This window comes from Bradyrhizobium sp. MI1.4, assembly GCF_055811315.1.
Window position 1 is genome coordinate 392740 of record NZ_JBVVPP010000002.1, and the last position, 25908, is coordinate 418647.

The 25908-nt window shown below is 58.4% G+C and carries 21 protein-coding genes, 2 pseudogenes and 1 riboswitch; of the genes and pseudogenes, 19 read left to right on the top strand and 4 right to left on the bottom strand.

Annotated elements, in window-relative coordinates; all coding sequences use genetic code 11:
* The first annotated feature begins 35 nt into the window (after positions 1–35).
* Positions 36–374, top strand: coding sequence for an SMP-30/gluconolactonase/LRE family protein (locus tag AC0L23_RS04145; RefSeq protein ID WP_310473285.1), 339 nt, complete (start codon positions 36–38; stop codon positions 372–374).
* 920 nt (positions 375–1294) lie between these two features.
* Here AC0L23_RS04145 and AC0L23_RS04150 read toward each other — a convergent pair.
* Positions 1295–1753, bottom strand: coding sequence for a GNAT family N-acetyltransferase (locus AC0L23_RS04150; protein WP_473356767.1), 459 nt, complete (start codon positions 1751–1753; stop codon positions 1295–1297).
* 624 nt (positions 1754–2377) lie between these two features.
* Here AC0L23_RS04150 and AC0L23_RS04155 point away from each other — a divergent pair.
* The 3 genes from AC0L23_RS04155 (at position 2378) to metE (ending at position 7772) form a co-directional block, all read left to right on the top strand.
* Positions 2378–3592, top strand: coding sequence for an EAL domain-containing response regulator (locus tag AC0L23_RS04155; RefSeq protein ID WP_259217602.1), 1215 nt, complete (start codon positions 2378–2380; stop codon positions 3590–3592).
* A 576-nt stretch (positions 3593–4168) separates the two neighbouring features.
* Positions 4169–4372 carry a 4Fe-4S binding protein gene (locus AC0L23_RS04160; protein ID WP_007600001.1) on the top strand — a complete coding sequence of 68 codons (204 nt, stop codon included), beginning with the start codon at positions 4169–4171 and terminating at the stop codon, positions 4370–4372.
* Between the two features lie 785 nt (positions 4373–5157).
* A riboswitch (cobalamin riboswitch) is annotated at positions 5158–5357 on the top strand.
* Between the two features lie 99 nt (positions 5358–5456).
* Entirely contained in the window at positions 5457–7772 is a 2316-nt protein-coding gene (metE, locus tag AC0L23_RS04165; RefSeq protein WP_259217598.1) for a 5-methyltetrahydropteroyltriglutamate--homocysteine S-methyltransferase, read from the top strand.
* A gap of 820 nt (positions 7773–8592) precedes the next feature.
* On the opposite strand, the gene AC0L23_RS04170 is transcribed toward metE, so the two are convergent.
* Positions 8593–9660 (bottom strand): cytochrome-c peroxidase, encoded by a 1068-nt coding sequence (locus AC0L23_RS04170; protein ID WP_473356766.1) that lies wholly within the window; start codon positions 9658–9660, stop codon positions 8593–8595.
* Between the two features lie 1798 nt (positions 9661–11458).
* Here AC0L23_RS04170 and AC0L23_RS04175 point away from each other — a divergent pair.
* From AC0L23_RS04175 to AC0L23_RS04190, 4 genes are all read left to right on the top strand, one after another.
* Positions 11459–11905 carry a hypothetical protein gene (locus tag AC0L23_RS04175; RefSeq protein WP_157158625.1) on the top strand — a complete coding sequence of 149 codons (447 nt, stop codon included), beginning with the start codon at positions 11459–11461 and terminating at the stop codon, positions 11903–11905.
* A 201-nt stretch (positions 11906–12106) separates the two neighbouring features.
* Positions 12107–12505: a helix-turn-helix domain-containing protein gene (locus AC0L23_RS04180; RefSeq protein WP_246648982.1), complete on the top strand. Its 399-nt coding sequence runs from the start codon at positions 12107–12109 to the stop codon at positions 12503–12505.
* Between the two features lie 97 nt (positions 12506–12602).
* Positions 12603–12740 (top strand): hypothetical protein, encoded by a 138-nt coding sequence (locus AC0L23_RS04185; RefSeq protein ID WP_219682847.1) that lies wholly within the window; start codon positions 12603–12605, stop codon positions 12738–12740.
* 345 nt (positions 12741–13085) lie between these two features.
* Entirely contained in the window at positions 13086–13439 is a 354-nt protein-coding gene (locus AC0L23_RS04190; protein ID WP_219682846.1) for a hypothetical protein, read from the top strand.
* Between the two features lie 14 nt (positions 13440–13453).
* On the opposite strand, the gene AC0L23_RS04195 is transcribed toward AC0L23_RS04190, so the two are convergent.
* Entirely contained in the window at positions 13454–13765 is a 312-nt protein-coding gene (locus AC0L23_RS04195) for a hypothetical protein (RefSeq protein WP_219682845.1), read from the bottom strand.
* Positions 13766–15076: 1311 nt separating this feature from the next.
* On the opposite strand from AC0L23_RS04195, the gene nifD reads away from it, so the two are divergent.
* The 11 genes and pseudogenes from nifD (at position 15077) to AC0L23_RS04250 (ending at position 24570) form a co-directional block, all read left to right on the top strand.
* A complete protein-coding gene (gene nifD / locus AC0L23_RS04200; protein WP_007600010.1) occupies positions 15077–16579 on the top strand; it encodes a nitrogenase molybdenum-iron protein alpha chain in 1503 nt (500 codons plus the stop codon).
* 81 nt (positions 16580–16660) lie between these two features.
* Complete coding sequence (gene nifK, locus AC0L23_RS04205) at positions 16661–18220, top strand: nitrogenase molybdenum-iron protein subunit beta (protein ID WP_219682981.1); 1560 nt, start codon at positions 16661–16663, stop codon at positions 18218–18220.
* Positions 18221–18335: 115 nt separating this feature from the next.
* A complete protein-coding gene (nifE, locus tag AC0L23_RS04210; protein WP_259217587.1) occupies positions 18336–19979 on the top strand; it encodes a nitrogenase iron-molybdenum cofactor biosynthesis protein NifE in 1644 nt (547 codons plus the stop codon).
* 9 nt (positions 19980–19988) lie between these two features.
* Positions 19989–21371, top strand: a complete 1383-nt coding sequence (nifN, locus tag AC0L23_RS04215) for a nitrogenase iron-molybdenum cofactor biosynthesis protein NifN (RefSeq protein ID WP_259217586.1) — start codon at positions 19989–19991, stop codon at positions 21369–21371.
* Between the two features lie 22 nt (positions 21372–21393).
* Entirely contained in the window at positions 21394–21789 is a 396-nt protein-coding gene (nifX, locus tag AC0L23_RS04220; RefSeq protein ID WP_219682979.1) for a nitrogen fixation protein NifX, read from the top strand.
* A gap of 10 nt (positions 21790–21799) precedes the next feature.
* Positions 21800–22267 (top strand): NifX-associated nitrogen fixation protein, encoded by a 468-nt coding sequence (locus AC0L23_RS04225; protein WP_219682843.1) that lies wholly within the window; start codon positions 21800–21802, stop codon positions 22265–22267.
* A 7-nt stretch (positions 22268–22274) separates the two neighbouring features.
* Positions 22275–22475, top strand: coding sequence for a CCE_0567 family metalloprotein (locus AC0L23_RS04230; RefSeq protein ID WP_219682842.1), 201 nt, complete (start codon positions 22275–22277; stop codon positions 22473–22475).
* Between the two features lie 13 nt (positions 22476–22488).
* Complete coding sequence (gene fdxB / locus AC0L23_RS04235) at positions 22489–22773, top strand: ferredoxin III, nif-specific (RefSeq protein WP_219682841.1); 285 nt, start codon at positions 22489–22491, stop codon at positions 22771–22773.
* Between the two features lie 164 nt (positions 22774–22937).
* Positions 22938–23404, top strand: a pseudogene (locus AC0L23_RS04240) (ABC transporter permease); the annotation flags it as partial.
* 151 nt (positions 23405–23555) lie between these two features.
* Positions 23556–23825, top strand: a complete 270-nt coding sequence (locus AC0L23_RS04245) for a type 2 periplasmic-binding domain-containing protein (RefSeq protein WP_374762365.1) — start codon at positions 23556–23558, stop codon at positions 23823–23825.
* Positions 23818–24570 carry a 4Fe4S-binding leucine-rich repeat protein gene (locus AC0L23_RS04250; RefSeq protein WP_259217580.1) on the top strand — a complete coding sequence of 251 codons (753 nt, stop codon included), beginning with the start codon at positions 23818–23820 and terminating at the stop codon, positions 24568–24570. Before AC0L23_RS04245 ends, AC0L23_RS04250 begins: the two co-directional genes overlap by 8 nt.
* Before the next feature lie 1043 nt (positions 24571–25613).
* Here AC0L23_RS04250 and AC0L23_RS04255 read toward each other — a convergent pair.
* Positions 25614–25833, bottom strand: a pseudogene (locus AC0L23_RS04255) (transposase); the annotation flags it as partial.
* Positions 25834–25908 lie beyond the last annotated feature (75 nt).

The window sequence follows — 25908 nt, forward strand, 5'->3', positions numbered from 1 at the left end:
CGAGGGACCGTCGTTCGACCAGTCCGGGAATCTCTATGTCGTCGACATCCCCTTCGGCTGCATTTCCGGATTTCACCGGAGGGCGTCTGGTCTTTGATCATCGAATACGACGGCTGGCCGAACGTCTGAAGGTTGCTCCGGACGGCCGGGTGCTCGTGTCCGACTATATCAACGGTCTCCTGGAGCTCGATCCACAGAGAGGGACCATCCGACCGTTGCTGGGCCACCGCAATTCCGAGTCCTTCAGAGGCTGCAACGACCTGCATATCGCGACCAAAGGCGACATCTATTTCACCGATCAGGGCCAGACTGGATTGCACGATCGGACCGGCCGGGTATTTCGACTTTGCCCTGACGGCCGGATCATTGCTTGATTTCTAATGGCCCGGGCCCGAATGGCCTGCTCAGTTCGGACGAGACCGTATTGTTCGTTGCAATGACGCGCGACAATAGCATCTGGCATGTACCGCTGATGCGTGATGGCGTGGGGAAAGTCGGACGATTCAGCTGGTTCTTCGCGACGAGCGGTCCTGACGGACTGACGGTCGATCAAAAAAGGGCGGCTCTTTGTCGCGCATGATTCCCTCGGCCCACGTTTTCGTATTGGCGCCAAACGGCGAAGCGGTCCGCTTGCATCCAGTCCTGCGCATGGGGGAGCTGCACGAATGTCGTATTGGACGCGGCACTCGGCACATTGCTCATTACGGAATCCTCTACCGGATCAGTGTGATGGCTGATCTCGCGCACCTTCCTCGAAATTCGCCAGCAGGAGTGGCAAGGTGGTGCGGAATCCTTTCACGCGCCGGTCCGCCGCACCAAGATGCAGGAAATGAGACTGGTAGACGACTGGCTGGCCAGTTGCCGAGAGAATGTAATTGGTGACGAATGGATGGCGTTTGTGTGGGTGATCTCAAGCCAGAGCCAGTAAATCGCACTGCATGGGAAGCGCAAACGAACGATTCGTAAGGCTGGGTCGGGCTTCGCCCGCGACGGGCCGCAGCCGACCTGTCGCCTTTTGGTCGGGCGGGTCGCGGTATCGCTTCCCACAATGCAGAATGATTGATCGCTGATATTTTTGAACGTTCTCGCCAAGAAGGCCGAAGAGGTAACCGCTCGCGGTGGGAGTCAGCACCGCATCAGCGTCAAAGGTTCTCGATCATGCTGGGCCGCGACGCACGCGTGAAGCGTTCGTTTTGAGAAGCAACAAGCCCAGGATTGACTGCGTGAAGGACTTTACCGATAGCACGCTAGCCCAGGAGCGCTTTAAGTGTGTGGCGCAGAGGTCGTACCACTGTCAGAGCCTCTTGCGCGCGCGCAATCCTCCAACCCGATATCCCCTCTCCTCGTAGAAGTGGCGTACCCGTTCTAGGGCCGGATAGCCATCCGGAGGCAACGCAACCTCAATCATCTGCCAGCCGCGTCGCTTCGCCTCCGAATCTACCGCCTCGAGCAGATGCCGACCGCAGTCAGAGCTGCGGAAGTCACGAGAAATCCATAGCTCCTGAAGCACGCCGTACGCTCCGGCTGCTCTCACGGCCTGTACGGCCGAGATGCTAGCTACCCCTACAATCTGCCCGGTGCCTTGTTCCTCGACGACAAAAATGAAGCCCTGCCCGGGATCCTGAATCAGGCGCAACGGCGCCTGCTTCGCGCCTCGAAGGCTGAACTCCGGTCCGAGGCCACCTAATTCGGAAAGTAGCTCTTCGACCGCTTTTGCGACCGCGTTCTCATCTCCTGGCACGCTCTTGCGCAAAGCCGTGCCCGCGCTGGACGTGCCTCGCCCTTCAGCGCCAACACGAACACCTGACCGAGCCCTCTAGAGGAAATTCATGCTCAGGAGGATACAGAAAACGCAATTGAGAGCAACTATCTGGCTCGGTAGGAAGCAGCACGTCCACACTCGCTATAGGCAACAGAGCTGAGGTAATTGCAAGCCATTGCCGTTCTCAGAATCGACTGCGGCTTGAGCAGCTGCGAACTCATGATGGGCTGCCTTCGATTGGAAAACAATCACCAAACGGCACACGCCGGTCATGTCGATCAAACGTTCGTAAGAGTGATTGCCGATCGTCGCTCACGAACTACTCTATTCAATAAATCGTGCGCCACGATGATCGCAGCGCCATAGAGCGTCAGCTCGGTCCGTCCGAAGGAGAGATTCCCACCTCGCGTACGACATCGTACAAAGTTGCGCGAAGCGCGACAGGTATCATACGCGTGCGCCCGATAAAATCGTCTGAGCAAGATCGCGAAAGATTTTGCACACTAATGCACTATCTTAAGCTTATCTCGAACAATCGAAAGATATCGGGAAGCACAGCTTGTTTGGACCTTCGCTCCTCGTTTAAGGCACCGTCACGGAACGGGAGTGGTTGCGATGGAACATGGGCAGGCCGAACTGGTCAGACGGAAACCTGTAATCTTCGGGCAACGTAAGGTGCGGCCGCGGGCATGCCTGGCCGTCGGCAAGCGGCATCTGCGCGCCTTTCTACGGGATGTGCTGGAGGATATGGGATTTGTTATCAGCGAATGCAGGACTGCTGATGAGTTGCCGCATGTACTCCGCACGGAGTTCCCTGATCTGATCCTGCTCGGCATTGGCTCGGACCGCATCGAGCCTGGACGATTGCTCGAGATACTGGTGCGCGAAGAATTTGCAGGCCGAGTGCTGGCGTTCGGAGCGCGCGAGTCGATCATCATGGCGGCAGTGCAGCAGGTCGGCAGTGAATATGGACTTGCTATGCTGCCGCCGCTCAGGGCGCCGTTTGCAGCCGAGACGTTGCGCGATCGGATCGGCATGCTCTTGCCAAGAGAGCCGGCGCCCCGTCCCGCGGTCCATGTCGGAGAAGCCTTACACGCTGGCTGGCTTGAGCTCTGGTATGAGCCGAAGTTTGACGCGTGTACCCTTAGCCGCCGCGGCGCCGAGGCGCATGTGCGAATGCGGCACCCGACCTGGGGCGTTGTTCCACCGGCCTATTTCATCCCGGAACCTCACGATCCGCATTTTAGGAACTTGTCGCAGTTCGTGATCGACCGCGCGATCAAGGATTGGCAGTATCTTCTGGAGCAGCAAACTTCGATCGATCTCTCCATCAATCTCCCGGCAGCATTCCTGATTGACCCGCAGGCAGTACGCGATCTCTGTCGGCGCATGCCGTCGCACGCCGCTTTCGGCGGTTTGACGATTGAAATCGAGAGCGTGGAAGCGATCCAGAACCTAGATCTCCTGGTCGAGGTTGCGCGTGAGGTTCGCTTTCACAACATTGGCCTTGCAATCGACAATGTCGGTGCCAATTGGCCGCAGCTGATGGGGAGGACAAAATTCCCGTTCATGAAATTGAAAGTGGATCGTCAGTTCGTCGGCGGCTGCGCGAATGGGCCCCTCAAGCGAACGGTGTGCCGCCATATCGTCGATCTAGCCAAAGAGTACAATGTGCGCACCGTCGCCGAAGGTGTGGAGAGCCAGGCTGACCTAATTGCCGTGGCCGAACTCGGCTTCGACCTTGCGCAGGGCCATCTGTTCGGAAAAGCCATGCCACTGAAGCAATTTGCACAGTCATCTTTCAACCCTGCTCCAGCTGGTCTAAAATAGTTGCGAGTGGCTGAGTGCGGCCAAGCGACGCTCACGAGCACCGCCATGCCTACTCGGCACCAGGCATGAGGCTGAGTGCAATTCGGTCTGCAAGGCCAGTGTCGCTCGTCCCGCCGCCACTTCATTTCCCTCCGAAGCTTGTTATACCACAAGCCCGTTTTGGCAAGCCTCCAGCGAGTCCTCCGCGCAGCTAGCGTTGCAGCCATGAGCGAGGCTTGCACAAACCTCCAGTCGGGGTGTGTGACCGGAGGTTTGCCGAGATCCAACGTAGACCTGCGTCCGTTGGCGGTTTTTGCCGTCGCCGGTTGAGGAAGCGTCAGCCTCGCTTGCCCCCGCGCTGACGTGCCAAACAAACCGACGGACGCTTCCAGCGTCAAGTCGCGACTGACTCTCGCAAGAGGGCCCGAGGGCTCGTAGCCTGAAATTGAAGCGACCTGTTGCTGTCGCAGATGCAACACGGTCTCAGACCCGGGACAGCCGAATTGGGCAAATTGCCCAACATTGAGCGCGTCTGCGTTTGGCACGGCATTTGAAAGGGATCGCCCATGGCATCGCTCGCCTAAGGAGTCGGAAGGCATGGCTTACAAGATCGTCGCTTCGCAATGCACCGTTTGTGGCGCATGTGAGTTCGAGTGTCCCAACGCGGCGATCAGTCTGAAGCGCGACATTTACGTTATCGATGCCAAAAAATGTACGGAGTGCGAGGGCCATTGCGACACGCCGCAATGCGCGGTGGTCTGTCCGGTCCCTGACACCTGTGTCCCGTCCAAGACAGGATAGGCAGCCCGCGACCAAAAGGCCTCATCGCTCGATTTCGCGAACGAAGTTGTAGATGTGGGACCTTGAGGAGACCACGACCGCATGGGGCGCATCGAGGTCGATTAACATCGTTATGAGCTTAAGGCGCTGAGCGACTCCGAGGAACCCCTCAAAGGGCTCTGTCGGAGGACACCGTCGAATTTGTCACGAACAAGGACAAGGCCCTCGATGCTCAGTGGCCGCGTTAAGGCCTATCGTCGCTCGCCGCGAGTCGAGGCGAGGCAGACCGGCGTCGAGCGGCCACCGACGCATCGAAGCCGACGCAAAAGTCGCTCAGCACGTGAACACCTAGTGCACCGAGAAGATCATCTTGGCCAACCTCACGGAGCGGTCGACCTCGTGCCTGGTCGCGGGCCCGCCGAACACCAAGGAGCCGACCTGATCATCCGTGCGGTCCTGGAGCAATCCGGCTTTCGAAATTTTTAGGGAGCCTCGTGGGCTGTGACCAAACGGATGCCGGCCGAGGATGATCGCACCTTCCTGACGCGCAGGTTCGAAAAGCTGCTGACGGAAGGTCGCCTCCTCGCGATCACACAGATACCGAAAGCGGCCCGGGTTCGTTCCGGTGGTGGAGCTCAACCGTTACGCGAGCAGGGAGCGAATGCATTTCACAAGCGGAGCCTCCACGGATCAGGGCGTGTTCACCAGGCCGCGAGCAAGACCGTCGTACCCGCCTAGTGCGCTCGTAATCGCTTGGGCAATGTCGCAGCGAGAATCGGTAGGTTGACGCATCGATCCTCGTGCGCATAATTTCAAGCCGTCGCGGTCTCCGGATTTCGTTTGATCCGGAGCTAAGAGGGAAGCCGGTGCAATGCCGGCGCTGCCCCCGCAACTGTAAGCGGCGAGCCGCTGTCCAACGAAGTCACTGAAGCCATGCGGCTTCGGGAAGGCCGGACAGCAGCGACGACCCGTGAGCCAGGAGACCTGCCTCGACAAGATATCGTCCACGGGCGGGGCGTCCCGGTGTGCGCCAAGCAGTTGTCGCTCACGCGATGTTCGCTGTCTGCGTCCGCCATGGCCTTTGCCCCAACATGGGGTCTAAGCTATGTCAATCCTTTCGCTTCCCGTTGCCACACTGGGGACGTCACGCATCGGCCCACGACGCGAACTCAAATTCGCACTCGAGAGCTACTGGGCGGGAAAATCCAGCGAAGCCGAGCTCCTCGAGGCGGGGAGTGGACTTCGTGCCGCTAATTGGGCACGGCAGAAATCCCGCGGTGCGACCGTCATTCCTTCGAATGACTTCTCGCTCTACGACCATGTGCTCGATACCAGCCTAATGGTTGGCGCCATTCCCGACGTTTACGGCTGGAACGAAGGTCCTGTGTCGCTTAAAACCTACTTCACCATGGCGCGTGGCGCTCAAGACGGTGGTCACGCTCAGCATGGGCCCGGCGTAGCCGCACAGGAGATGACGAAGTGGTTCGATACGAACTACCACTACATGGTGCCGGAATTTCACCAGGATCAGATCTTTAAGTATGCCTCTCGGAAGCCGATCGAGGAATATGAGGAGGCAAGAAGCCTCGGTTATCAGACGCGGCCCGTCCTAGTGGGCCCAGTCACTTTCCTGAAGCTCGGCAAAAGCGTAAATCCCGCATTCAATCCGCTGTCGCTGCTTGATCGACTCCTCCCCGTCTATGTCGATGTTCTCCGCGAACTAGCCTCGCGCGGCGCTGAATGGGTTCAGCTCGACGAGCCATGCCTAGTGATGGACGTCGACGAAGCATCTCGGGCCGCTGTCCGCCGGGCCTATGCTCATTTCGCTAAGGCCGTGCCGGCCCTTAAAATCATGGTGGCCACATACTTCGGGGGTGTCGGCGACAATCTTGAAACAGTCTTGGCCTTGCCCGTTGCCGGGGTTCATGTCGACCTGGTTCGTGCACCTGACCAGTTGGACGCGATTGTCGCCAGAGCAGGTAGAGATCTCGTGGTCTCGCTCGGTGTCGTTGATGGTCGCAACGTGTGGCGCTCTAATCTGCCGGCGCTACTCGACCAACTTGCTCCTATGGTCAAAAAACTGGGCAGGGACCGTGTTCAGATTGCCCCCTCCTGCTCGCTGCTTCATGTTCCGACCGACATTGAACTAGAGATCGATCTCGATCCCAATCTGAAGACGTGGTTGGCGTTCTCAGTGCAGAAGATCAAGGAACTTTCGATATTGGGCAAAGCGCTGGCTGGCCATGCTGCCGACGTGACCGATGAACTCACGCTCTCAGAGGATGCATCCGTCACCCGCGAAACATCGCCGAAGATCCACAGTGCGAACGTCGCCGGACGAATGGCCGCGATCGACGATAGCATGCGTCGCCGTCGCAGTGCGTTCACCCAGCGCGCCGACGTCCAGCGCGTCGCCTTCGCATTGCCGATGTTTCCAACCACAACCATCGGATCCTTTCCGCAAACGGCGGACGTCCGCAATGCGCGTGCAGCTCATGCGCGGGGAGCGCTGAATGACACGCAGTACGAGCAGCTTCTGAAAGCGGAGACAGCCCATACCGTGCATTGGCAGGAAGATATCGGCCTGGACGTGCTCGTACACGGTGAGTTCGAGCGCAATGACATGGTTCAATACTTTGGCGAGCAGCTGTTGGGTTTCGCATTCACCAAGCACGGCTGGGTTCAGTCTTATGGCTCGCGGTGCGTTCGTCCTCCTATCCTGTTTGGAGATGTCTCCCGCCCGAAGCCCATGACCGTTAAATGGTGGCGACATGCGCAGTCTCTGACCAAAAAACCCGTCAAGGCTATGCTGACCGGACCGGTGACGATCCTGAACTGGTCGTTTGTCCGTGACGACATCCCGCGGAGCGAGACATGCCGACAGATCGCTCTCGCGATCCGAGACGAGGTCATCGACCTTGAGGCGGCTGGAGCGACCATGATCCAGATCGACGAGGCTGCGTTGCGGGAGGGATTGCCACTGCGCAAATCGCAGTGGAAGGACTATCTAGATTGGGCAGTGGACAGTTTCCGTGTTTGCTCCTCCGCTGTCGCTGACGGAACTCAGATCCATACGCACATGTGCTATTCCGAGTTCAACGAAATCATCGATGCGATCGCAGCAATGGATGCCGACGTCATTTCAATCGAGGCGTCGCGCTCCAAAATGGAATTGCTCGACGCTTTCAAGAGCTACAAATATCCTAATGAAATCGGGCCGGGCGTCTATGACATTCATTCACCGCGCATTCCCGCAGCAGCCGAGATCAAGCAGCTGATTGTGTTGGCGCGGCAGCGGGTTTCCGATCGGCAGCTCTGGATCAATCCCGACTGCGGACTGAAAACTCGAAGATGGGAGGAGGTGCGTCCCGCGCTCGTCAATATGGTGGCCGCCGCACGCGAGTTGCGGGCCGAGGCATGATCGTACGGAGCGTGTCGCCAACCTATCTGTGAATAAGATGAACGCGCTTTGGGAGCTCGCGATAACCTTGCGAGCTTCCAAAGTTTCCAGCGCCTACGAATGCCGGTTTGCCCCGGCGGAGGCGATCGCATACAGCGGCGACAAGCTCGAATCCGGCGGACGACCGCATGCCGGCCATACCGATTAGGTGACATATTCCCAGTCACTTGCGCTCGACGCGAACCACGATCCTATCGCTTCATTTATCCATCCCATGGATGCGTCCCATCACAACAATCTATTTTACCGCCCTTGCGGAATTTCATACCTAATTTGCGCCTTCGCGCGGTCTTCGGGAAGATTTGCTGGTATTCGGCGGTGCCAAAATACTGGCGCGTGACGGCAAACTGACGGTTGAGTTTCAGGGCTCGGCAGTCAAACCGCCTGCGCGATGGATCCCAGCTCCGTCAAGGCGCTGCCCGTGCCAACCGGACAGCTGGCAAGTGGTGAGCAAGTCCTGAAGTTTACGACAGGAGCGGAAGGCAAGCGGCTCGCTAACTTGTGCAGAGCGATATCCGCTTCTTGTTGTTTGACGGCGAGTGCCCTCGTCGTAAGTCGATCGCCGGTAGTCCTCCCTACCGACGAAAGCTGGAACGATGCGGAAAGCAGCGTCGCTCCCGCGTGACTTTCGCCCGGCCTCGCATTGCGGCCGGGCGGCTTTTTATGTGCCTGCTTATCAGTGACAGCAGGGGATCATTCATTTTGGCGTCATTGCGGGACCCCGGGTTCTTGGAGCGCATCTGTTGCTGTTCGGCAGGGCATGAGGCCGGTGCTGCTAAGGCTATCTGTCTATTGAAGGCTTTGGTGTCGTGTTGGTGCGCGTCGGCAGTATCGGATATTCGATCTTAGGCAGCCGACCGGTCAGCGAATTCAGAAATGAGATAATGTCGTTTTCCTCTCTATCGCTAAGCTTGGTGCCGAGCTGGATTTCACTCATCAGGGCAACAGCTTGCTTCAGGCTCCAAACCTGTCCCGAATGAAAGTAAGGGGCTCGCAACGCGACGTTTCGCAATGGCGCCGCGCGGAAGACATATTCGTCGCCGACCGCCCTGGTGACCGCAAACCGGCCCTTATCGGCGTCCGGAAGCACGCTTGCGTCCGGCTTTTTCATCACGCCGAACGGGAAGTAGGCCTGTCCACCGAGATTGATACCATTGTGGCAAGAGGAACATCCCTTCGCCATAAACAGTGCCAACCCTGACTTCTGCTGATCATCGAGGGCATGTGTATTGCCCTCCAGATACTGATCGAATGGAGCCGCAGGTGTAATGAGAGTCGCTTCAAAAGCCTCGATCGCCTTCGCAAAATTTTCAAAGGTGACCGGCCTCGCTTCGTTCGGAAAAGCGTTCTTGAACAAGAAGACATAGCCGGGCATTGAGTTCAAGATACCGAGCACATGATCTGGAGTCGCATTCATTTCGGCACTCGCCTGCACCGGGCCGGTGGCCTGCGCCTTGAGGTCCGCGGCGCGTCCGTCCCAAAATTGCGCCGCATTGAACACTGCGTTGTAGACAGTTGGGGCCCGGCGCAGGCCGACCTTCCAGCCGTGACCAACGGAGGTCGGACCGGCATCGACTCCGCCGGTGCCGAGATTGTGGCACGTATTGCAGCTAATGACCCCGCTCGCCGATAGCCGCGGATCGAAGAACAGCATCTTGCCAAGCTCCACCTTTCCATGCGTCACCGGATTGTTTTTTACCGCAGGAATGACCGAGGGGATTGGATGGAAGATCTGCTTGGCGTTTCTCATCAGATCATCGTCGGCGTTAGCTCCTGACGACATCAGCAGCCCAATAGCTAAAATAGATGCTTCAGCGACAACCCGAAGCTCCGGGATCGACATGTTCATACACCGCCTCATTAGTTCTGATTGTTAGAAAAGGAAACAGTCGAAAGCGATGCCACGCGCTCCTCGAGGGTCCGGCGCAGCATGCAGCGGATCCTCTGAAGCGAGGCTGCATCAAAAATGTACGACTCTGAGGAGCTCGCCGCCGGCGTTCACGCACGGGCTTGAGGGGCTTATGTGATTCGCGAGTTCGCTTTGAGCTTAGATCGCGGCCTTTCTGTTGGTCGATCAGACTAGCGCCTCAACGTTCGGCGTGAAGGTCGATCTGACAACAACAAGTGTGCCGCAAGCAGTAAGCTGTCCGGTGGCCGCATCGGTGCTCCATCGAGCGATTGGGTGGCCAATACGCTCCCGCAAAGTTGATGTATCCGTCTTGCACCGCTGGCCGCGCTCAGCGCTCACGGTGTGGTTGGACAATTAGCAACTGCGATGCCAGTTGCGTCCGAGATGCAAGTTGCTGATTTAGTTGTAGAACGGGTCCGGAGGAACAAACAAAGGCGGATGTCTTGGTTTGATCACTACATTCAGTGTCACAGATGCTACAAGGCGCCAGGCCCGGCTAGAGGTGATCGCAGATGCTTGTGGTGAAGTTCGCTTGCCAGCTTGCCGGCCGCACGCGGGAACGGCGGTAACAAGACCTACGCAGCTGGCCGAGACACTGAGCCGAGGCGCCCGGCGGTGCGCATCGTTCACGATTTCGCCGAGCCCTGCCGACTGAAGCCTCTCCGACTCATATCCGGGCCGCTCTGGCGCGCCGCCGCCGCGAAGCCCGGCTCGTTCGTAAAGGACGAGCCTCCGAACCGAACATGGCTTGTTTCAATTCCACCTGAGGTTCGCTGGCATGGCAATTGCCGTGCTCAAGTCTGAAAGGCGCGGCTGCCCAGAGTGTGACCCCGTGATCCGGCGGGTGTTGGTTGGATTACCTAGTCGGCCCACTCACGGGCTGCTGCTAGCTTTTGAAATCCTGCGCGGTGAGGGCAGAATAAGCTGAACTTCTGCAGGAGCAACCGCTACTTCGTGCTCTTGCGTTGAAAGACGCCGATACAAGAGGACACGCTGGGAGGAGGTCGTGACATCATGTCCGCAGATGGCCCAAGTCCTGAGATCTATCGGCGGCTTAGCGAGGAAGGACGTGATTGAGCACTTGTCCATGGCTGGTTCAAGTTGGATACGGTATCCGTGATGGCTTCGATTGACGATCGCTTGAATGAGATCAGATCCGTACGGAATGACATTTGGCGTTGTCGCAGAAGGCTTCAAAGCGAGCTAGATGATCTCCAGCGTAAGATGCTCGAAGAGCGTCTGCTTGAGCGGCAGTCTGCCTTTGAACGGCTCGTCTCGGCCACGTTTCCTTTTACATTGAGATTGTGAAGCAAAATTTTGGGACCTGTGCCGCGGGAGCATTCCGCGTTAAATAGCGTCCGCTCACAGAGCGCCTGCGCCTGGGTCAGGAATGTAGCGCCCCGGCGCCGCGGGCCGTCGCGCCTCTCATGGCCGCCGCCGACCTGAAAAGCTCGGCCCATAGCCTTGGTTCACCGACGTGCTGCCCGCTGCGCACCGACATTGAAATCGTTCCGGCCCCATCCAAGGGCACTGCCGGGGGATACCGCTCGCCTCGCTTCTGCGACACCGCAGTCACCTGAGTAACGTTGATCCGGCAGAGCGATCGAAGGAGCTTGAATCGCCCGTAGCGTCAGATTGTACAGAGCAGGGAACGATTTTTCAGATCAGGTGCAGTCGAATGATAAGACCCGCTCTCGCTTTTGTACTATGTTCCGCTCTCGAGTGGATCGGGCTAGGCATGGGGGCGGTTGCGGAAACAAGGCGGTACGCGTGCACGATCACTGCCGCCGATCGAGAGCCGGCCGGAGTTCGGAATGAGCGGATTATTCTCACCGTTCAATATGGCTGCCGGATCGAAGGTGGTCTCTTGACCGACGCGGGGATCACAGCAGTGTCGGTCAGCGAGTGGGCTGCTGACAAAGGGACATACTTGGCCTCCATGGAATTTCACCACGCGCTGGAGGGAGTTGCACTTGGGCAACTCTCCGAGGCGACCGACTTCTCTAGCATGGAAGGCGAGCAAGGCATTGGGGTCGCAACTTCCGGCACGACAGTTTTCACATTCGCATCTGGTTCATTGGCCGACCTTTCAGGGAAGACTCTTAAATTCACGACAAAACCCACCGGCCTACGTAGCTTCGAGTTGGAGTTCACAGACTGGCCAGAATCTCTTCTATGGAAGTGACGCGTGTCTTACGCTGAATTCCGCAGGCGCGTGCACACGAATACTGTCCATACTCTTAAGCACACACATATGTGGTCCCCGGCCGATATATGCCGTCCCCCAAGACGAGCACACCCGCAACAGGTTAAGCCAAGACTCCGAAGGCACTCGAGCGCGTAGAGCGTTCAAATTGACCTTCACGCGGTCCGATCAGCAGCTCTTTTGGCCGCCGATCCGCATATGGGACGATCTGGCCTCGCATGGCAGCGCCTGCGCGACGCGGAAGCTATCAACACGGAACAAACGCAGCCCGATCATGAGCACGAGGAAGAAGTTGCCCGCCAACCGCCTCCCGAACGCGGACGAGTACCAACTCAAGGCAGCCCTCATTGTACACTGAAGCGGTTGATGGCGGAGCGGGAGATCACTCAGACCGAAGCCGCGAAGCTCGTCGGCGTGAAGCAGCCCAACATCTCCAAGCTGCTTCAAGGGCAGTTCAAGTTGGTTTCCGTGGAGAAGCTGCTGCGCATGCTGGCGGCGTTCGATCAGGACGTCGAAATAAAGATAAAGCCACATCGGAAGCGTGGCGAAGGGGGCCGGATCACGTTTATTCGGGCCTAAGAGCTGCCGAAATGGAGGGTTCATGACACCTAACCCGACGGCGGCAAAAGGGCCCATGAACTCACCCTGCAGTGCCCAATCTGCAATCGAGATTCGGTTGACTGAATCCTTCGCCCCCGCTGTTCTCGCCGAGGCCCGCCAGCGTTTCCAGGAACAACTGGGCGAAGGACGCGAGGTCGCCCGAGAGACCGAAGCGCTTCAGCAGGAGCGCGAGAAGCTCAAAAGGGAAGATTAACGGGTCTAACGCTAGGTCGTGAACCGACGCGGCGGCTTAGTGCAGCAGCCAACTCGTCCCTACAGAAGCGAAAGGCGCGCGAGGCAGAGCGATCGATTCGGAGGAGATGATCTCCGCTTGCATGACGGGCATCTTCCATCCAGAGGGCAGACATCGTTAGAGCGGGATCCCGGCTGGAGTCTTCGCCAGCCCAAGTACCGAATCCCGTGACATGGCGTCCAATGCGGATTTCGAGGACAATCGGCACTGACACGGAGAATCAATTTAGCTGAGCGCGGTCAAGCCAAAGACGAGGTTCAGGATGGCCCCAGGCGTAGTGATGCCGAACCTAGAAGGCGATGATGGTTGGCAGAAGGTACCAAGTGGAATCATTCCAACCAGTCCAACGGACATGCGGATCAAAGCGGAAAGCGCGACGATGGCAGCGATGAGTCCGATCCCGAACTGCCGGTGCTCGGTGATGTTCAAGATGAGCGATTGGGCGATACTTTCTTCGTCCCTCCCTCGAGCTTCAATGCGGCAAGTAACCGATCTGTGGCGGCGTCGATTTTCGAAGTGGAGCCGTTCATATTCCTCGCGAAGCGCGGCATCGACGAACAGGGTCCGTCACGGAAGCCGAAGCTGATCATCTTGAAGAACGCCGGCGCCGACCCCTGGGCTTTCGGGATCCCTCACGCCCGATGGCCGGTTCTAACGTGAACTTCTCCTCCATCTCATTCAGGACGCAAAATGACTGAAACAACCGCGAGAAAGGCGACAGCAGCAATTGATCCGGTCCGGACACGTCCTCCCTGTGGGTCGTCCGCATAGATTCCACCCTGGATTTTCGTGTCGATGCTGGTCCCGTAAGCCCAGCACGAAATATAAACGCTCAGAATGGCAACCTGGATAATCTCAGGATTTGCATTCGACAGCGCCGTGATGGGTATGTCCTTGAGCGCAAGTCCCATGAACCCAAGCGCTGTTACCGCCGGAACAGTGGTGATGCACCAATTTACGAACGTTGCAATGCGTGAAATCCGCACCTGAGCACTTCGGTCCGAGGTCTTGGCCCTTTTTACCATAAATTACCTGGGCAAGAAAAATACCGTTCAAGTGGACCATCGGCGCGCTGTTCTGCAAAAAGGCTGGCGGAGCGCGTTAGCAAAACTGGTTTCAATGGCGATTGATACACCACGCAACGGAGGTAAGCGTAAGGAATTTCGATCCTGTCCTGGAACGAGAAAGGATAAATCGACCAGTGGTCCGCATTCGACCTGCCTTATCTCGACTGCCGACACTTGCGAAGCTGCCGGCCTTTCCGTGAATTCGCTCAAACTGTCTGACGCGTCAGAATCCGATGTTCCCCTTTGTCGAACTACGCCGAACGCAAAAGCTGCAGATTGTTTGATGCGGAAGCGCCCTGTGTCGTAGCCGGCAAGTTCAAATCCGGGCAAGCCCAGGGTGACCGCTTGCGGAGTTTAAGCTACCGCGCTGCTTGGGAATTGATCAGCTTACGTGCTCTCCACGGCGTCAGCTGTTCGCCCCTCCGAGCGCGCCTCTCCGCAGTATCAAATAAAAGAACGTCGGAGCGAGAGACCATGCGGAAATGGGAGAGGACTGCTGCTGGGCAACTGAGTTCTTGTGGAGACATCTGCAGCAGGTGGTGGAGCGCTCGATGCGATTCTTGCTGGGGGTGGGATCGCGAGCACGATGGGCACATCTAACCGCGCTGAAATCCGCTTCGAACGGATGGTGTTTGCGATCGTTGGATCGGCGCGTACGAAGCAAGGCTGCGCATTGGAGTGACGTCGGCGCGGCCAGACTCCAGCCACGCCGCTGGTGCAGAGCGTATCCGATTGTTTTGTTTCAGACAGGGCGTTGCGGCTACGCTTGTTGGTGGCAGACAGGGTCAGGTTTATAACAATCCGCATCCGGCAGCTATCTAGCTCTATAAACGTTGCTTTTTTTATTCAACCGGCGCTGGCACACTCGTTGCAGACCCCTGCGCAGGAGGCGGCTGTTAGTCCTTTGCATCCCATGCACAGGGACATGCCCCGTGATCGCACGCGAGTGAATAAAGAAGCCGATATGACCAACCGCTGGAGAGCAGGCATGACTTCACCGAGAAGCGTCTTGGTCATCGATAGACAGCGTCACACATGACGCTCCTAACCGCTCAGCCGAGATGAGCTACATGATCGTGAACGACCGCTGCGGCATGAACGTCGCGAAGTTGCGATCGGTAGGACCGCCCACGCAGATTGCACGCTTACCTGAACGCCGGATCGGAAATCCGTCGGTCGACCGCAAAAGCGTCGCTTCTTGTTGAGACCACAATCGAAAAGGAAACCTGTATGAGCCGAGCACCTACCCAAAGCGTTGCAGAGATCAAGGCGCGCAACAAGCAGCTAATCGATGAGGTGTTGACGGTCTACCCCGAGAAGACCGCCAAAAGGCGCGCCAAGCATCTCAGTGTTCACGAGGCGGGGAAGTCGGATTGTGGCGTCAAGTCGAATATCAAGTCCATTCCCGGCGTGATGACCATCCGCGGCTGCGCCTATGCGGGCTCCAAGGGCGTGGTCTGGGGACCCATCAAGGACATGATCCACATCAGCCACGGTCCGGTCGGCTGCGGTCAGTACTCGTGGGGCTCGCGGCGCAACTACTACGTCGGGACGACCGGCATCGACACGTTCGTGACACTGCAGTTCACCTCCGATTTTCAGGAGAAGGACATCGTGTTCGGCGGCGATAAAAAGGTCACGAAACTCATCGATGAGCTCCAGGAGCTATTTCCTCTCAACAGGGGCATCACCATTCAGTCCGAATGTCCGATTGGCTTGATCGGTGACGATATCGAGGCGGTCTCCCGAGAAAAGTCGAAGGAATATGGCGGCAAAACCATTGTGCCTGTGCGGTGCGAGGGCTTCCGTGGCGTGTCGCAATCGCTCGGCCATCACATCGCGAACGACGCCGTTCGGGATTGGATCTTTGACAAGAGCGCCCCAGAGACCAGCCCTAAATTTGAACCGACGCCATATGATGTTGCGATCATCGGCGACTACAACATCGGCGGCGACGCATGGTCGTCACGAATCCTGCTGGAAGAAATGGGCCTACGCGTAATCGCCCAGTGGTCCGGGGATGGATCTCTCGCTGAATTGGAGGCGACGCCGAAGGCAAAGCTCAACATACTGCATTGCTATCGCTCGATGAACTACATCTCACGGCACATGGAGGAAAAATTCGGGATTCCCTGGTGCGAGTACAACTTCTTCGGTCCTTCCAAAATCGCGGAGTCGCTGCGAAAAATTGCAAGCTTCTTCGATGACAAGATCAAGCAAGGCGCCGAACGCGTCATCGCGAAATATCAACCGCTTGTCGATGCTGTGACCGCGAAATACCGGCCGCGGCTTGAAGGAAAGACGGTAATGCTGTTCGTCGGCGGCTTACGTCCTCGCCACGTCATCGGCGCCTATGAGGACCTCGGCATGGATGTTGTCGGCACGGGCTATGAGTTCGGGCATAACGATGACTACCAACGCACCGCCCAGCACTACGTCAAAGATGGCACGCTGATCTACGACGATGTCACCGGCTACGAATTCGAGCGCTTCGTCGAAAAGATCCGGCCAGACCTGGTCGGCTCCGGTATCAAGGAAAAATACGTCTTCCAAAAAATGGGCGTGCCGTTCCGCCAAATGCATTCCTGGGACTACTCGGGTCCTTACCACGGCTATGACGGCTTCGCGATCTTCGCCCGCGACATGGACATGGCGATTAACTCCCCGATCTGGGGGAAGACCACCGCGCCTTGGAAGGACGCTCCGCAGCCGAGCCTCATGGCAGCGGAATAGGAAGGCCGACCCCGGGCCGTTTCTTTCCGCAGAGGAGGGGAAGGGCAGGAGAACGAACGCAAGAACCCAAAGAGTGCCATGATGACACAGAACGCCGAACACATACTCGACCACTCTGAGCTTTTCCGGGGAGACGAATACCAGCAGATGCTGGCCAAGAAGAAGGCGCTATTTGAGAATCCGCATGATCCCGCCGACGTCGATCGCATCAAAGAATGGTCCAAGACATCCGAGTACCGCGAGAAGAACTTCGCCCGCGAGGCGCTAACCGTTAATCCGGCGAAGGCTTGCCAGCCGCTGGGTGCGGTGTTCGCCGCCCTCGGGTTCGAGCGCACACTGCCGTTCGTCCACGGCTCACAGGGCTGCGTCGCGTATTATCGCAGCCATCTGTCACGGCACTTCAAGGAGCCGACCTCGTGCGTCTCCTCGTCCATGACGGAAGACGCGGCCGTGTTCGGCGGGCTTAACAATCTTACCGATGGGCTTGCCAACAGCTATAACATGTACAAGCCGAAGATGATCGCGGTCGCCACGACCTGCATGGCGGAAGTCATCGGCGACGATCTCAATGCCTTCATCAAAACATCAAAGGAAAAAGGTTCAGTCCCAGCGGACTACGACGTACCATTCGCTCACACTCCTGCGTTCGTCGGCAGCCACGTTACTGGCTACGACAACACGCTCAAGGGCATCCTCGAGCATTTCTGGGATGGCAAAGCCGGCACGGCCCCAAAACTCGAGCGCAAAGCGAACAACACGATCAACTTCATCGGTGGCTTCGACGGCTACACTGTCGGGAATGTCCGTGAGATAAAGCGTATCTTCGAGCTGATGGGCATCGGCTACACCATCCTCGCGGATAACAGTGACGTGTTCGATACCCCCACGGACGGCGAGTTCCGCATGTATGATGGGGGCACTACATTAAAGGATGCCGCGAACGCCGTCCACGCCAAGGCAACCATTTCCATGCAGCAATATTGCACGGAGAAGACGTTGTCCTTCATCAAAGGGCACGATCAGGAGGTCGTCGCTTTCAATCACCCGCTGGGCATCAGCGCCACGGACGATTTCCTGATGACACTGTCGCGTATCACCAACAAGGCAATTCCAAATGCGCTGGAGCAGGAGCGCGGGCGTCTGGTAGACGCAATGGCTGATTCCAGCGCGCATGTTCACGGCAAGAAGTTCGCGATCTACGGCGATCCAGACCTCTGCTATGGTTTGGCCGCATTCCTGCTGGAGCTCGGCGCTGAGCCGACCCACGTGCTGTCGACGAACGCGAGTAAGGCGTGGGAGCTGAAGATGCAGGCGCTGTTCGCGAGCTCGCCCTTCGGTAAAAACTGCCGCGCCTTCCCAGGCAAGGATCTCTGGCACATGCGATCGCTCCTGTTCACAGAGCCGGTCGATTTCCTGATCGGTAACACCTACGGCAAGTATCTCGAGCGTGACACCGGAACGCCGCTAATCCGCATCGGCTTTCCCATCTTCGATCGCCATCATCACCATCGTTATCCAGTGTGGGGCTATCAGGGGAGCATGAATGTGCTGGTCAAGATTCTCGACAAGATCTTTGATGAGATCGATCGAAAGACCAGCTCGGTTGGCAAGACAGACTACAGCTTCGACATCATACGCTAAGGCGAGCTCCCCGCCTCATCGTCCGCAGAAACAGCGGCGCTGCGGCGGGGATCACAGGTTCTCCGCCGGTCATCCTTGTGGTCTGCGGTGTGTTAACATCCCCGAGAGAGACACCATGACTTCGCTTCTCACGACCATACAGGACGTCTTTAACGAACCGGGCTGCGCCAGGAACGCGAGCAAGTCGAAGGTCGAGCGTAAGAATGGTTGCACCAAGCAGCTCAAGCCGGGCGGCGCCGCCGGCGGATGTGCCTTCGATGGCGCCAAAGTCGCGCTGCAGCCCTTCACCGATGTCGCCCATCTTGTGCATGGTCCAATCGCCTGTGAGGGCAATTCCTGGGACAATCGTGGTTCGGTCTCGTCCGGCTCCGATCTGTGGCGCAGAAGCTTCACCACAGATATGAGCGAGACCGATATCGTCTTCGGCGGCGAGAAGCGGCTGTACAGGGCAGTGAAGGAGATCACAGAGAAATACAACCCGCAGGCCATCTTCGTCTACCAGACATGCGTGCCCGCAATGATCGGTGACGACATCGATATGGTCTGCAAGGCGGCCTCCGCCAAATTCGGCAAGCCGGTCATTCCCATCAATTCACCGGGATTTGTCGGGTCGAAGAACCTTGGTAACAAGCTTGCTGGCGAAGCACTGCTGGAGCACGTCATCGGTACCGGAGAGCCGGATTACACGACATCGTATGATATCAACATCATCGGTGAATACAATCTGTCCGGCGAGCTTTGGCAGATCAAGCCCCTGCTCGATGAGCTCGGAATCCGGATCCTGTCCTGCATCTCGGGGGACGGCAAGTATCGCGAGGTCGCTTATTCGCACCGGGCCAAAGCCGCGATGATGGTTTGCTCAAGGGCAATGATCAACGTCGCACGCAAGATGAGGCAGCGCTACGGCATCCCGTTTTTTGAAGGCTCCTTCTACGGTATTGAGGATACCAGCGATTCACTCCGCCAGATCGCGCGCATGCTGATCGAAAGTGGCGCGCCGGCTGAGCTGATGGAACGCACGCAAGCCCTGATCGCACGCGAAGAGACCAAGGCCTGGGCTGCGATTGAACGTTTCAAGCCGCGCTTTGCCGGCAAGAGGGTTGTTCTCATCACCGGCGGTGTGAAATCCTGGTCGATGGTGGCCGCTTTGCAGGAGGCCGGGCTCGAGATGGTCGGCACGTCCGTGAAGAAATCCACCAAGAAGGACAAGGAACGTATCAAGGAATTAATGGGCCAGCACGCCCATATGATCGAGGACATGTCCCCTCGCGAGATCTATAAGATGCTCAAGGACGCAAAAGCCGACATCATGCTCTCCGGCGGCAAGTCGCAATTCGTCGCACTAAAGGCGGCGATGCCATGGCTCGATATCAACCAGGAGCGCTGCCACGCCTATATGGGCTATGTCGGCATTATCAAGCTCATGGAGGAGATCGAGAAAGCGCTCTACAATCCGATATGGGATCAGCTCCGCCAAGCCGCGCCATGGGATGAGTTCGACCGGAAGCGTCAGGCAAGGACGGTTGCGCAGATGCATGCGCAAACCGCTGATCCAATTCGGGACGTGAGCAAGAACGGCGTCAATGCGATAAGTTTCTCCAATCAAAGTGAGGCCAGCAATTGTGAAAGCGCGATTGCGGCGCATGGCCCGAACCTCGACGAGCCCGCCAAGCCGTGCACCAATTCCAGCGGACTGTGCGTTGCTTGTAAGGACATTCGTTCCGATCTCCAGCCCCCGGCACTGCAGGCGGCGGAGTAGGGGAACGACATGGCGATCGTCACTACCTCGAAGAAAGCCTGTTCGGTCAATCCGCTCAAGATGAGCCAGCCGATCGGCGGCTCATTTGCCTTCATGGGCCTGCGCGGCGCCATGCCGCTTTTGCACGGCCCGCAAGGTTGCACCTCCTTCGGGCTGACACTCTTCGTGCGCCATTTCAACGAACCTGTGCCGATGCAGACCACTGCCATGAGCGAAGTTGCCACCGTGCTCGGCGGCCACGAGAACCTCGAACAGGCGATCCTCAACATCTACAATCGCGTCGAGCCCGAGATCATCGGCATCAATTCGACTGGCGTCACCGAGACCAACGGCGATGACGTCGAAGCCTTCATCCGGTTGATCCGACAGAAGCATCCGCAGCTCGAAAAGCTCCCCCTTGTCTACGTCTCGACCCCGGATTTCAAGGATGCCTTTCAGGATGGCTGGGGCAAGACAGTGGCGCGGATGATCGAGGTGCTTGTGGCTCCCGTCGACGCAGCGAGACCGCGCGATGCCTCCCGCGTTAACGTGCTACCTGGTTGCCACCTCACGCCCGGCGACCTCGACGAGCTTCGCACGATCATTGAGGATTTTGGGCTCAAGCCCTCCTTCCTGCCGGATCTTGCCGGTTCGCTGGACGGCCACATCCCCGACGAATTCACGCCGACCACGATCGGCGGCATTGCGGTGGACGAGATCGCGACCATGGGGCAGGCGGCCTGGACGATCGCGATCGGCGCGCAAATGCGCCGTGCGGCCGAGACCATGCAGGCGCAGACAGGCACGCCTTTCCGTCTGTTCGAGCGGCTCTGCGGTCTTATTCCAAACGACGAATTCATCGCGTTCCTGAGCCAGATCAGCGGCCGGTCGGTGCCCTCGAAATATCGCCGGCAGCGTGGACAGCTGGCAGACGCCATGCTGGATGCCCATTTCCATATCGGCGCCCGCAAGCTCGCGATCGGCGCCGAGCCGGACTTGTTATTCGATCTCTCCAGCTTCCTCCACGAGATGGGGGCGCAGGTAACGGCTGCGGTGACGACGACGAACTCACCGGTGCTCCAGCGGGTCAGGAGCGAGGACGTCCTGATCGGCGATCTGGAGGATCTTGAAGAGCTTGCCAGGTCGCGTGACTGCGACCTCTTGATGTCGCATTCACATGGTCGCCAGGCCGCTTCGCGACTCAATGTTCCGTTCTTCCGGGTGGGCTTTCCGCTGTTCGATCGGCTTGGCGCTGCGCACCTCACGACGGTTGGCTATCGCGGCACGCGAGATCTGATCTTTGACATCGCCAATCTGATCATCACCGACCGCGAAACCAACCATGGGCCGACGCCCGACACCTGGCGATCCACCAGCGGTGACCTGCAGGTCGATCCGCCACAGTTGCATTGAGCAAGGAGAGAAAACAACACGGATGAAAGTTGCATTCGCCACTCAGGACTTGAAGCATGTCGATGCGCACTTCGGCTGGGCCAAGAACATCGCGATCTACGAGGTCGGCCCGGACGGGCATCAGTTTATTGAGGCGATCCAGTTCGACGGTGACCTCACGGAAGACGGTAATGAGGATAAGCTCGCGCCGAAGATCGAGGCGATCAGGAACTGCGCAATCCTCTATGTTGCGGCGATCGGCGGCTCGGGTGCTGCGCGAGTCGTCGCGAGCAAGGTCCATCCGATGAAGGTGCTGCAACCAGAGCCCATCGACGACCTTTGCGTCAAACTCGAAACCGTGCTGAAGGGCTCGCCGCCGCCCTGGCTGCGGAAGCTGCTCAGCAAAAACCCGGAACGTACGGTGGATTTCGAAGCCTGAAGGAACAAAGATGGCCGACCCGTCTGAAGTCAGTCCAGCCGCCGCCGCGGAGAGTTCATTTCTAAAAGAGCTCATCAAGATCTGGCGCGCCCAGGACACCCACGGCGCCTGGGAGGGCAAGAAGGATCTCGAGCTGCTCGAACCCTACGTTCTCGACAAGCGCAAGCGCCGTGCGCTGCCGATCGTCGGCAATCCCGACTCCGACACGACATGGCGGCTGGAGCTGTTCTTTGACGCCGTTGCGCTCTCGATCGAGAAGGCGACCGGTGTAATGATCTCGCCAATGCTGAAGATGCATCACGAAGGGTTCGGTCGGATCGTGCTGATCGGCGGCCGGCTGGTTGTCGTGAGCAAGCAGCTGCGCGATGTGCATCGCTTTGGTTTCGACCATCTCTATGATCTCGCCGATCAAGGCGACAAATTCGTCAACAGTGGCGTCGAGATGATCCGTAAGTTCCCGGAAGTGGCGAATTATTGAGGCGAGCATGAGCGATGTTGAAAGCCTCAAAGCGGAAATAAAGAAGCTGTCGGCCAAGGCGACCCAAGCCAAGATGGATCTCCACGACCTCTCCGAGGAGCTGCCGGTCAACTGGTCCTCGATCCTGAACGTAGCCCAGAAAGCCCACGCTGCCTTCAGCGAGCTCGAAAGCAAGCGCCAATATCTCCAGGCGCTGGACAAAACATAACGGATCTTAAGCCATGTCATGCAGAACCCGCGATGGTCGCAATTGGAGGCCGGACTACCTGGTTTCTATCGATCCCAAGAAGTGCATCGGCTGCGGCCGCTGCTATAAGGTTTGCGGCCGTGAGGTCATGACGCTGAAGGGCCTGAGCGAGGACGGCGAGATGATCGATCTCGATGAGGATGACGATGAGATCGAAAAGAAGGTCATGGTGATGAAGGACGAGGGGGCCTGCATCGGCTGCAGCGCCTGCGCCCGGGTCTGCCCGACAAACTGTCAGACCCACGTGCCAGCTGCTTAAACCGACTTTCTTCGCTACGAACAGGGTTGGTTTGTCAGAGACAAAGGTAGCTCGGGAGATCTGGCATCGAGCCGAACGACCTGTACGGCGCGATCTTCAATATCGAAGCCCAGCCGGCGGGTTTTCACCGGCTCCATTTTAGCCAGGCTGTCCTCGTATGAGATCCGCGGATTGTGCTCGGACGCATTTTCGTCATATGGTTCGGATTGGGGCTCACCTCCAAAGTCGCGCTCGGCGCGACGCTGGTTCTTTTCGTAGCATTCTTCAACACGTTTCAGGGCGTGCGCGAGGTTAGTCCGGTCGTGCTAGCGAATGAACGCCTGCTGCGCGCATCGAAGTCCTCCCTGCTGCGCCACGTGCACCTGCCGTCCGCAACCACATGGATTCTGTCGGGCCTGCGGGTGTCCGTCGGCATGGCCGTCATGGAGCGGTGGTTGCCGAGTATCTCCGGCTCGTCCGCAGAATTGGGGCATCTGACTGCGCAGGCCGAGGGTATCCTCGATGCGACCGGAGTGTTCGCAGGAATCATCGTCCTTTCCGCCTTTGTTGTTGTCCTCGACGCCATCGTGGACCGCGCGGAAAGCGGCTCCTGGTCTGGCGGCCCGCGCCTGCCCATGAAGCCTGTTCGTAACGCTCTCTGAACAGTCACGGAAGCTCGGATGCACGTTTTGACACGACTGATGCTGGTCATAGCGCTACCGCTTGCCGGTCATTTCGGAGCATGCCGCCGAGCCCGAGGTGGCCCAATTAGCGATCGAGGTGGAGTCCCGGATGCTCAGTATATGCCTGTCGAGCTTGGCGTGAAGCTTGGGTCCTTTAGGGACGATGGTCTCAACGTTATCGTTGAGAACTTCCAAGCCGGTGGCTCAAAGACTCTGCGGGGGCTGGTCGGCGGCTCTATCGACGGGACGGTCGGCTTCTACGATCAGACCATTCAGATGCAGGCGCGGGGCTGGCGCTCGGAAAACTTCTGGAGCTCGCTACCTGCGACAAAATTTGGACCCAAGTCGTTGCTGCGCGTGCCTGACCTAAGTGGGCAGGACTATGGTTGATAATATTGACGAGGCTCTTGACTGGGAAGGCAACCGGCTTGACTGCGCATCGTGCGAGCATCTCCCACTGAGCGAAACCGGCGGGTGTCGACTCAAGCACGCCTGCGTCAACGACCGTTGTCCCCCCAGCATCGAGAGGTTCTTCGAATGGAATCCGGATCTCGCCGACGGCTATCTCAGCCATCCGCATTCTGAGGTAAGGGCAATCGCGGCGAAGTCTGCCAATGTCTTTCTGCTGCTGCGGCTGATCGATGATCCCAATGAAAAAGTGCAATGGAATGCGATGGTTCGCCTGCCTAGACGCTACGCGTTGCAATTGCGGAAGCATCCGCATCCCGAGCTGAGGAAGCGGGTCGCGACCCTGTTCGACGGTGAAGAATTGCTACCCATGGCCTCAGACGAATATTACTATGTTCGCCTTGTCGTCGCGAGCCGGATCGAGCCTATGCTGCTCCGCCGAATGGTGGACGACGAGGAAGCCGAGGTCCGCCGTGTTGTGGCACAGCGCATTCCAAATGAATGGTTGCTCCGCATGATCGACGATCGTGAGGCGTCGGTAAGACTGGAGATCGCCCGACGACTATCTGTGCAGCTTGTGCCGCTGCTGCGGCACGATCCTGACTGGCGCATCCGCTACGAGGTCGCAAGCCGTGCGCCAGTGACTGAGATCCTTAGCCTCGTCGATGACCCGCATAGTCTCGTGCGCGAAGTCGCGAGCTCGCGGATTACAGGAGACCGCCGCTGAGATCGATACCGCGCCGGCCGACGCGGAGGGCCAGATGAACTTGCCGCGATATGCCTATTGCGTCATGCTAGAGGATCTTGACCAGATCGCCGCGGCGTTCCCGGAAGATGTTGAGATCGCCAGCGTGCGGATCGCGCTTAGATTCTCCTGAACTGTAAGAGTCAGACTTCGCATGCTGGGACGCATGTCGGTGTGGCTAGTGGCGATCCAAACCCTGACGCGGCTCGGAATCTGGATCATCGTCGCCGCAGCAGCTCAAGAACTCACTACAGCGCCTCAACGTCCCCGTCACGGGCAACGCGACGCGACAGCCGCCGCCAAGCTCGATCTCGATGATTCCAGCTCTTGCACGCTGCGCAGGCAGGGAAGAGGCCGATTGTGGCGCGTCGATCGAGATCGGAGCCGCCACCGGCGTGATCTCGAAGGGAACGAGAGCTGGCACGGAATCGCCGTCCAGCCGACCCTGGCGCGCTTGTCGGCTTCAAGTGAACAACAGGCTGTGAGCCACCCGTGCCAGCGCGCGATGCCGCAGACCGTCTGGCCAGCCTGCAAGGTCTCTTCGACAAGGCGAGCCTTCTCATCGTAACTTCATCGCCGTCGACGCTCGGCGCCCAGCACATTGACCTGTTAAAATGTCGCGCTCCATGCGCAACCGCTCGGTCTCTCGCTGCAAACAAGCAATCTCCGCTGCGTGGTCTGTCGACGGCAGCGTCGCCTGCGTTGTGGGGCACCGCGCCGCCGCGGTCAGCTCCAGCCCGGCCCACGTCGTTCCACCCAGCGCCGTAGCGCGGAATCGCGCAGGCCAAGTTCCCTCCTCCGATGCGATCGAGCGGCCGCTCGATGCGACCAGATCGACGGTTTGCCGGTTGTAGTCGTCTGGAAATGAGCGGCGTCGACGTGCTTCCATCCGACACGTTGTGGCTCCCGAGCGCAGTGCACGAAACAGCAGATTCGAGACCCTGAAAGTCGTGCGTTCGATCGTGTCCCGTGGCGTGGTGTAGCTGGCGGCGGGGCACCGGGTTCACCGGCCGGAGCCGGGCAGGTCAGCTGGCGATAGCCGGAAGGCTGACGGTCGGATCATCGCTCAACGGCGCGATGGTTTCCAGTGTCATGCAGCGGGGCGCGCTGGACCGCCCACTCATCGTTCTGTTCGAGCAGGATCGCGCCGATGAGGCGGACGATGGCATCCTCGTTGGGGAAGATGCCGACCACCTCGGTGCGCCGCTTGATCTCGCCGTTGAGGCGTTCAATGGGATTGGTAACCGGTATGAGATCTCTCGGTGCCAACGTTCGGCTGCGGTATTCTACACCGTGGCGTATGGTGCGACCATCGGGACA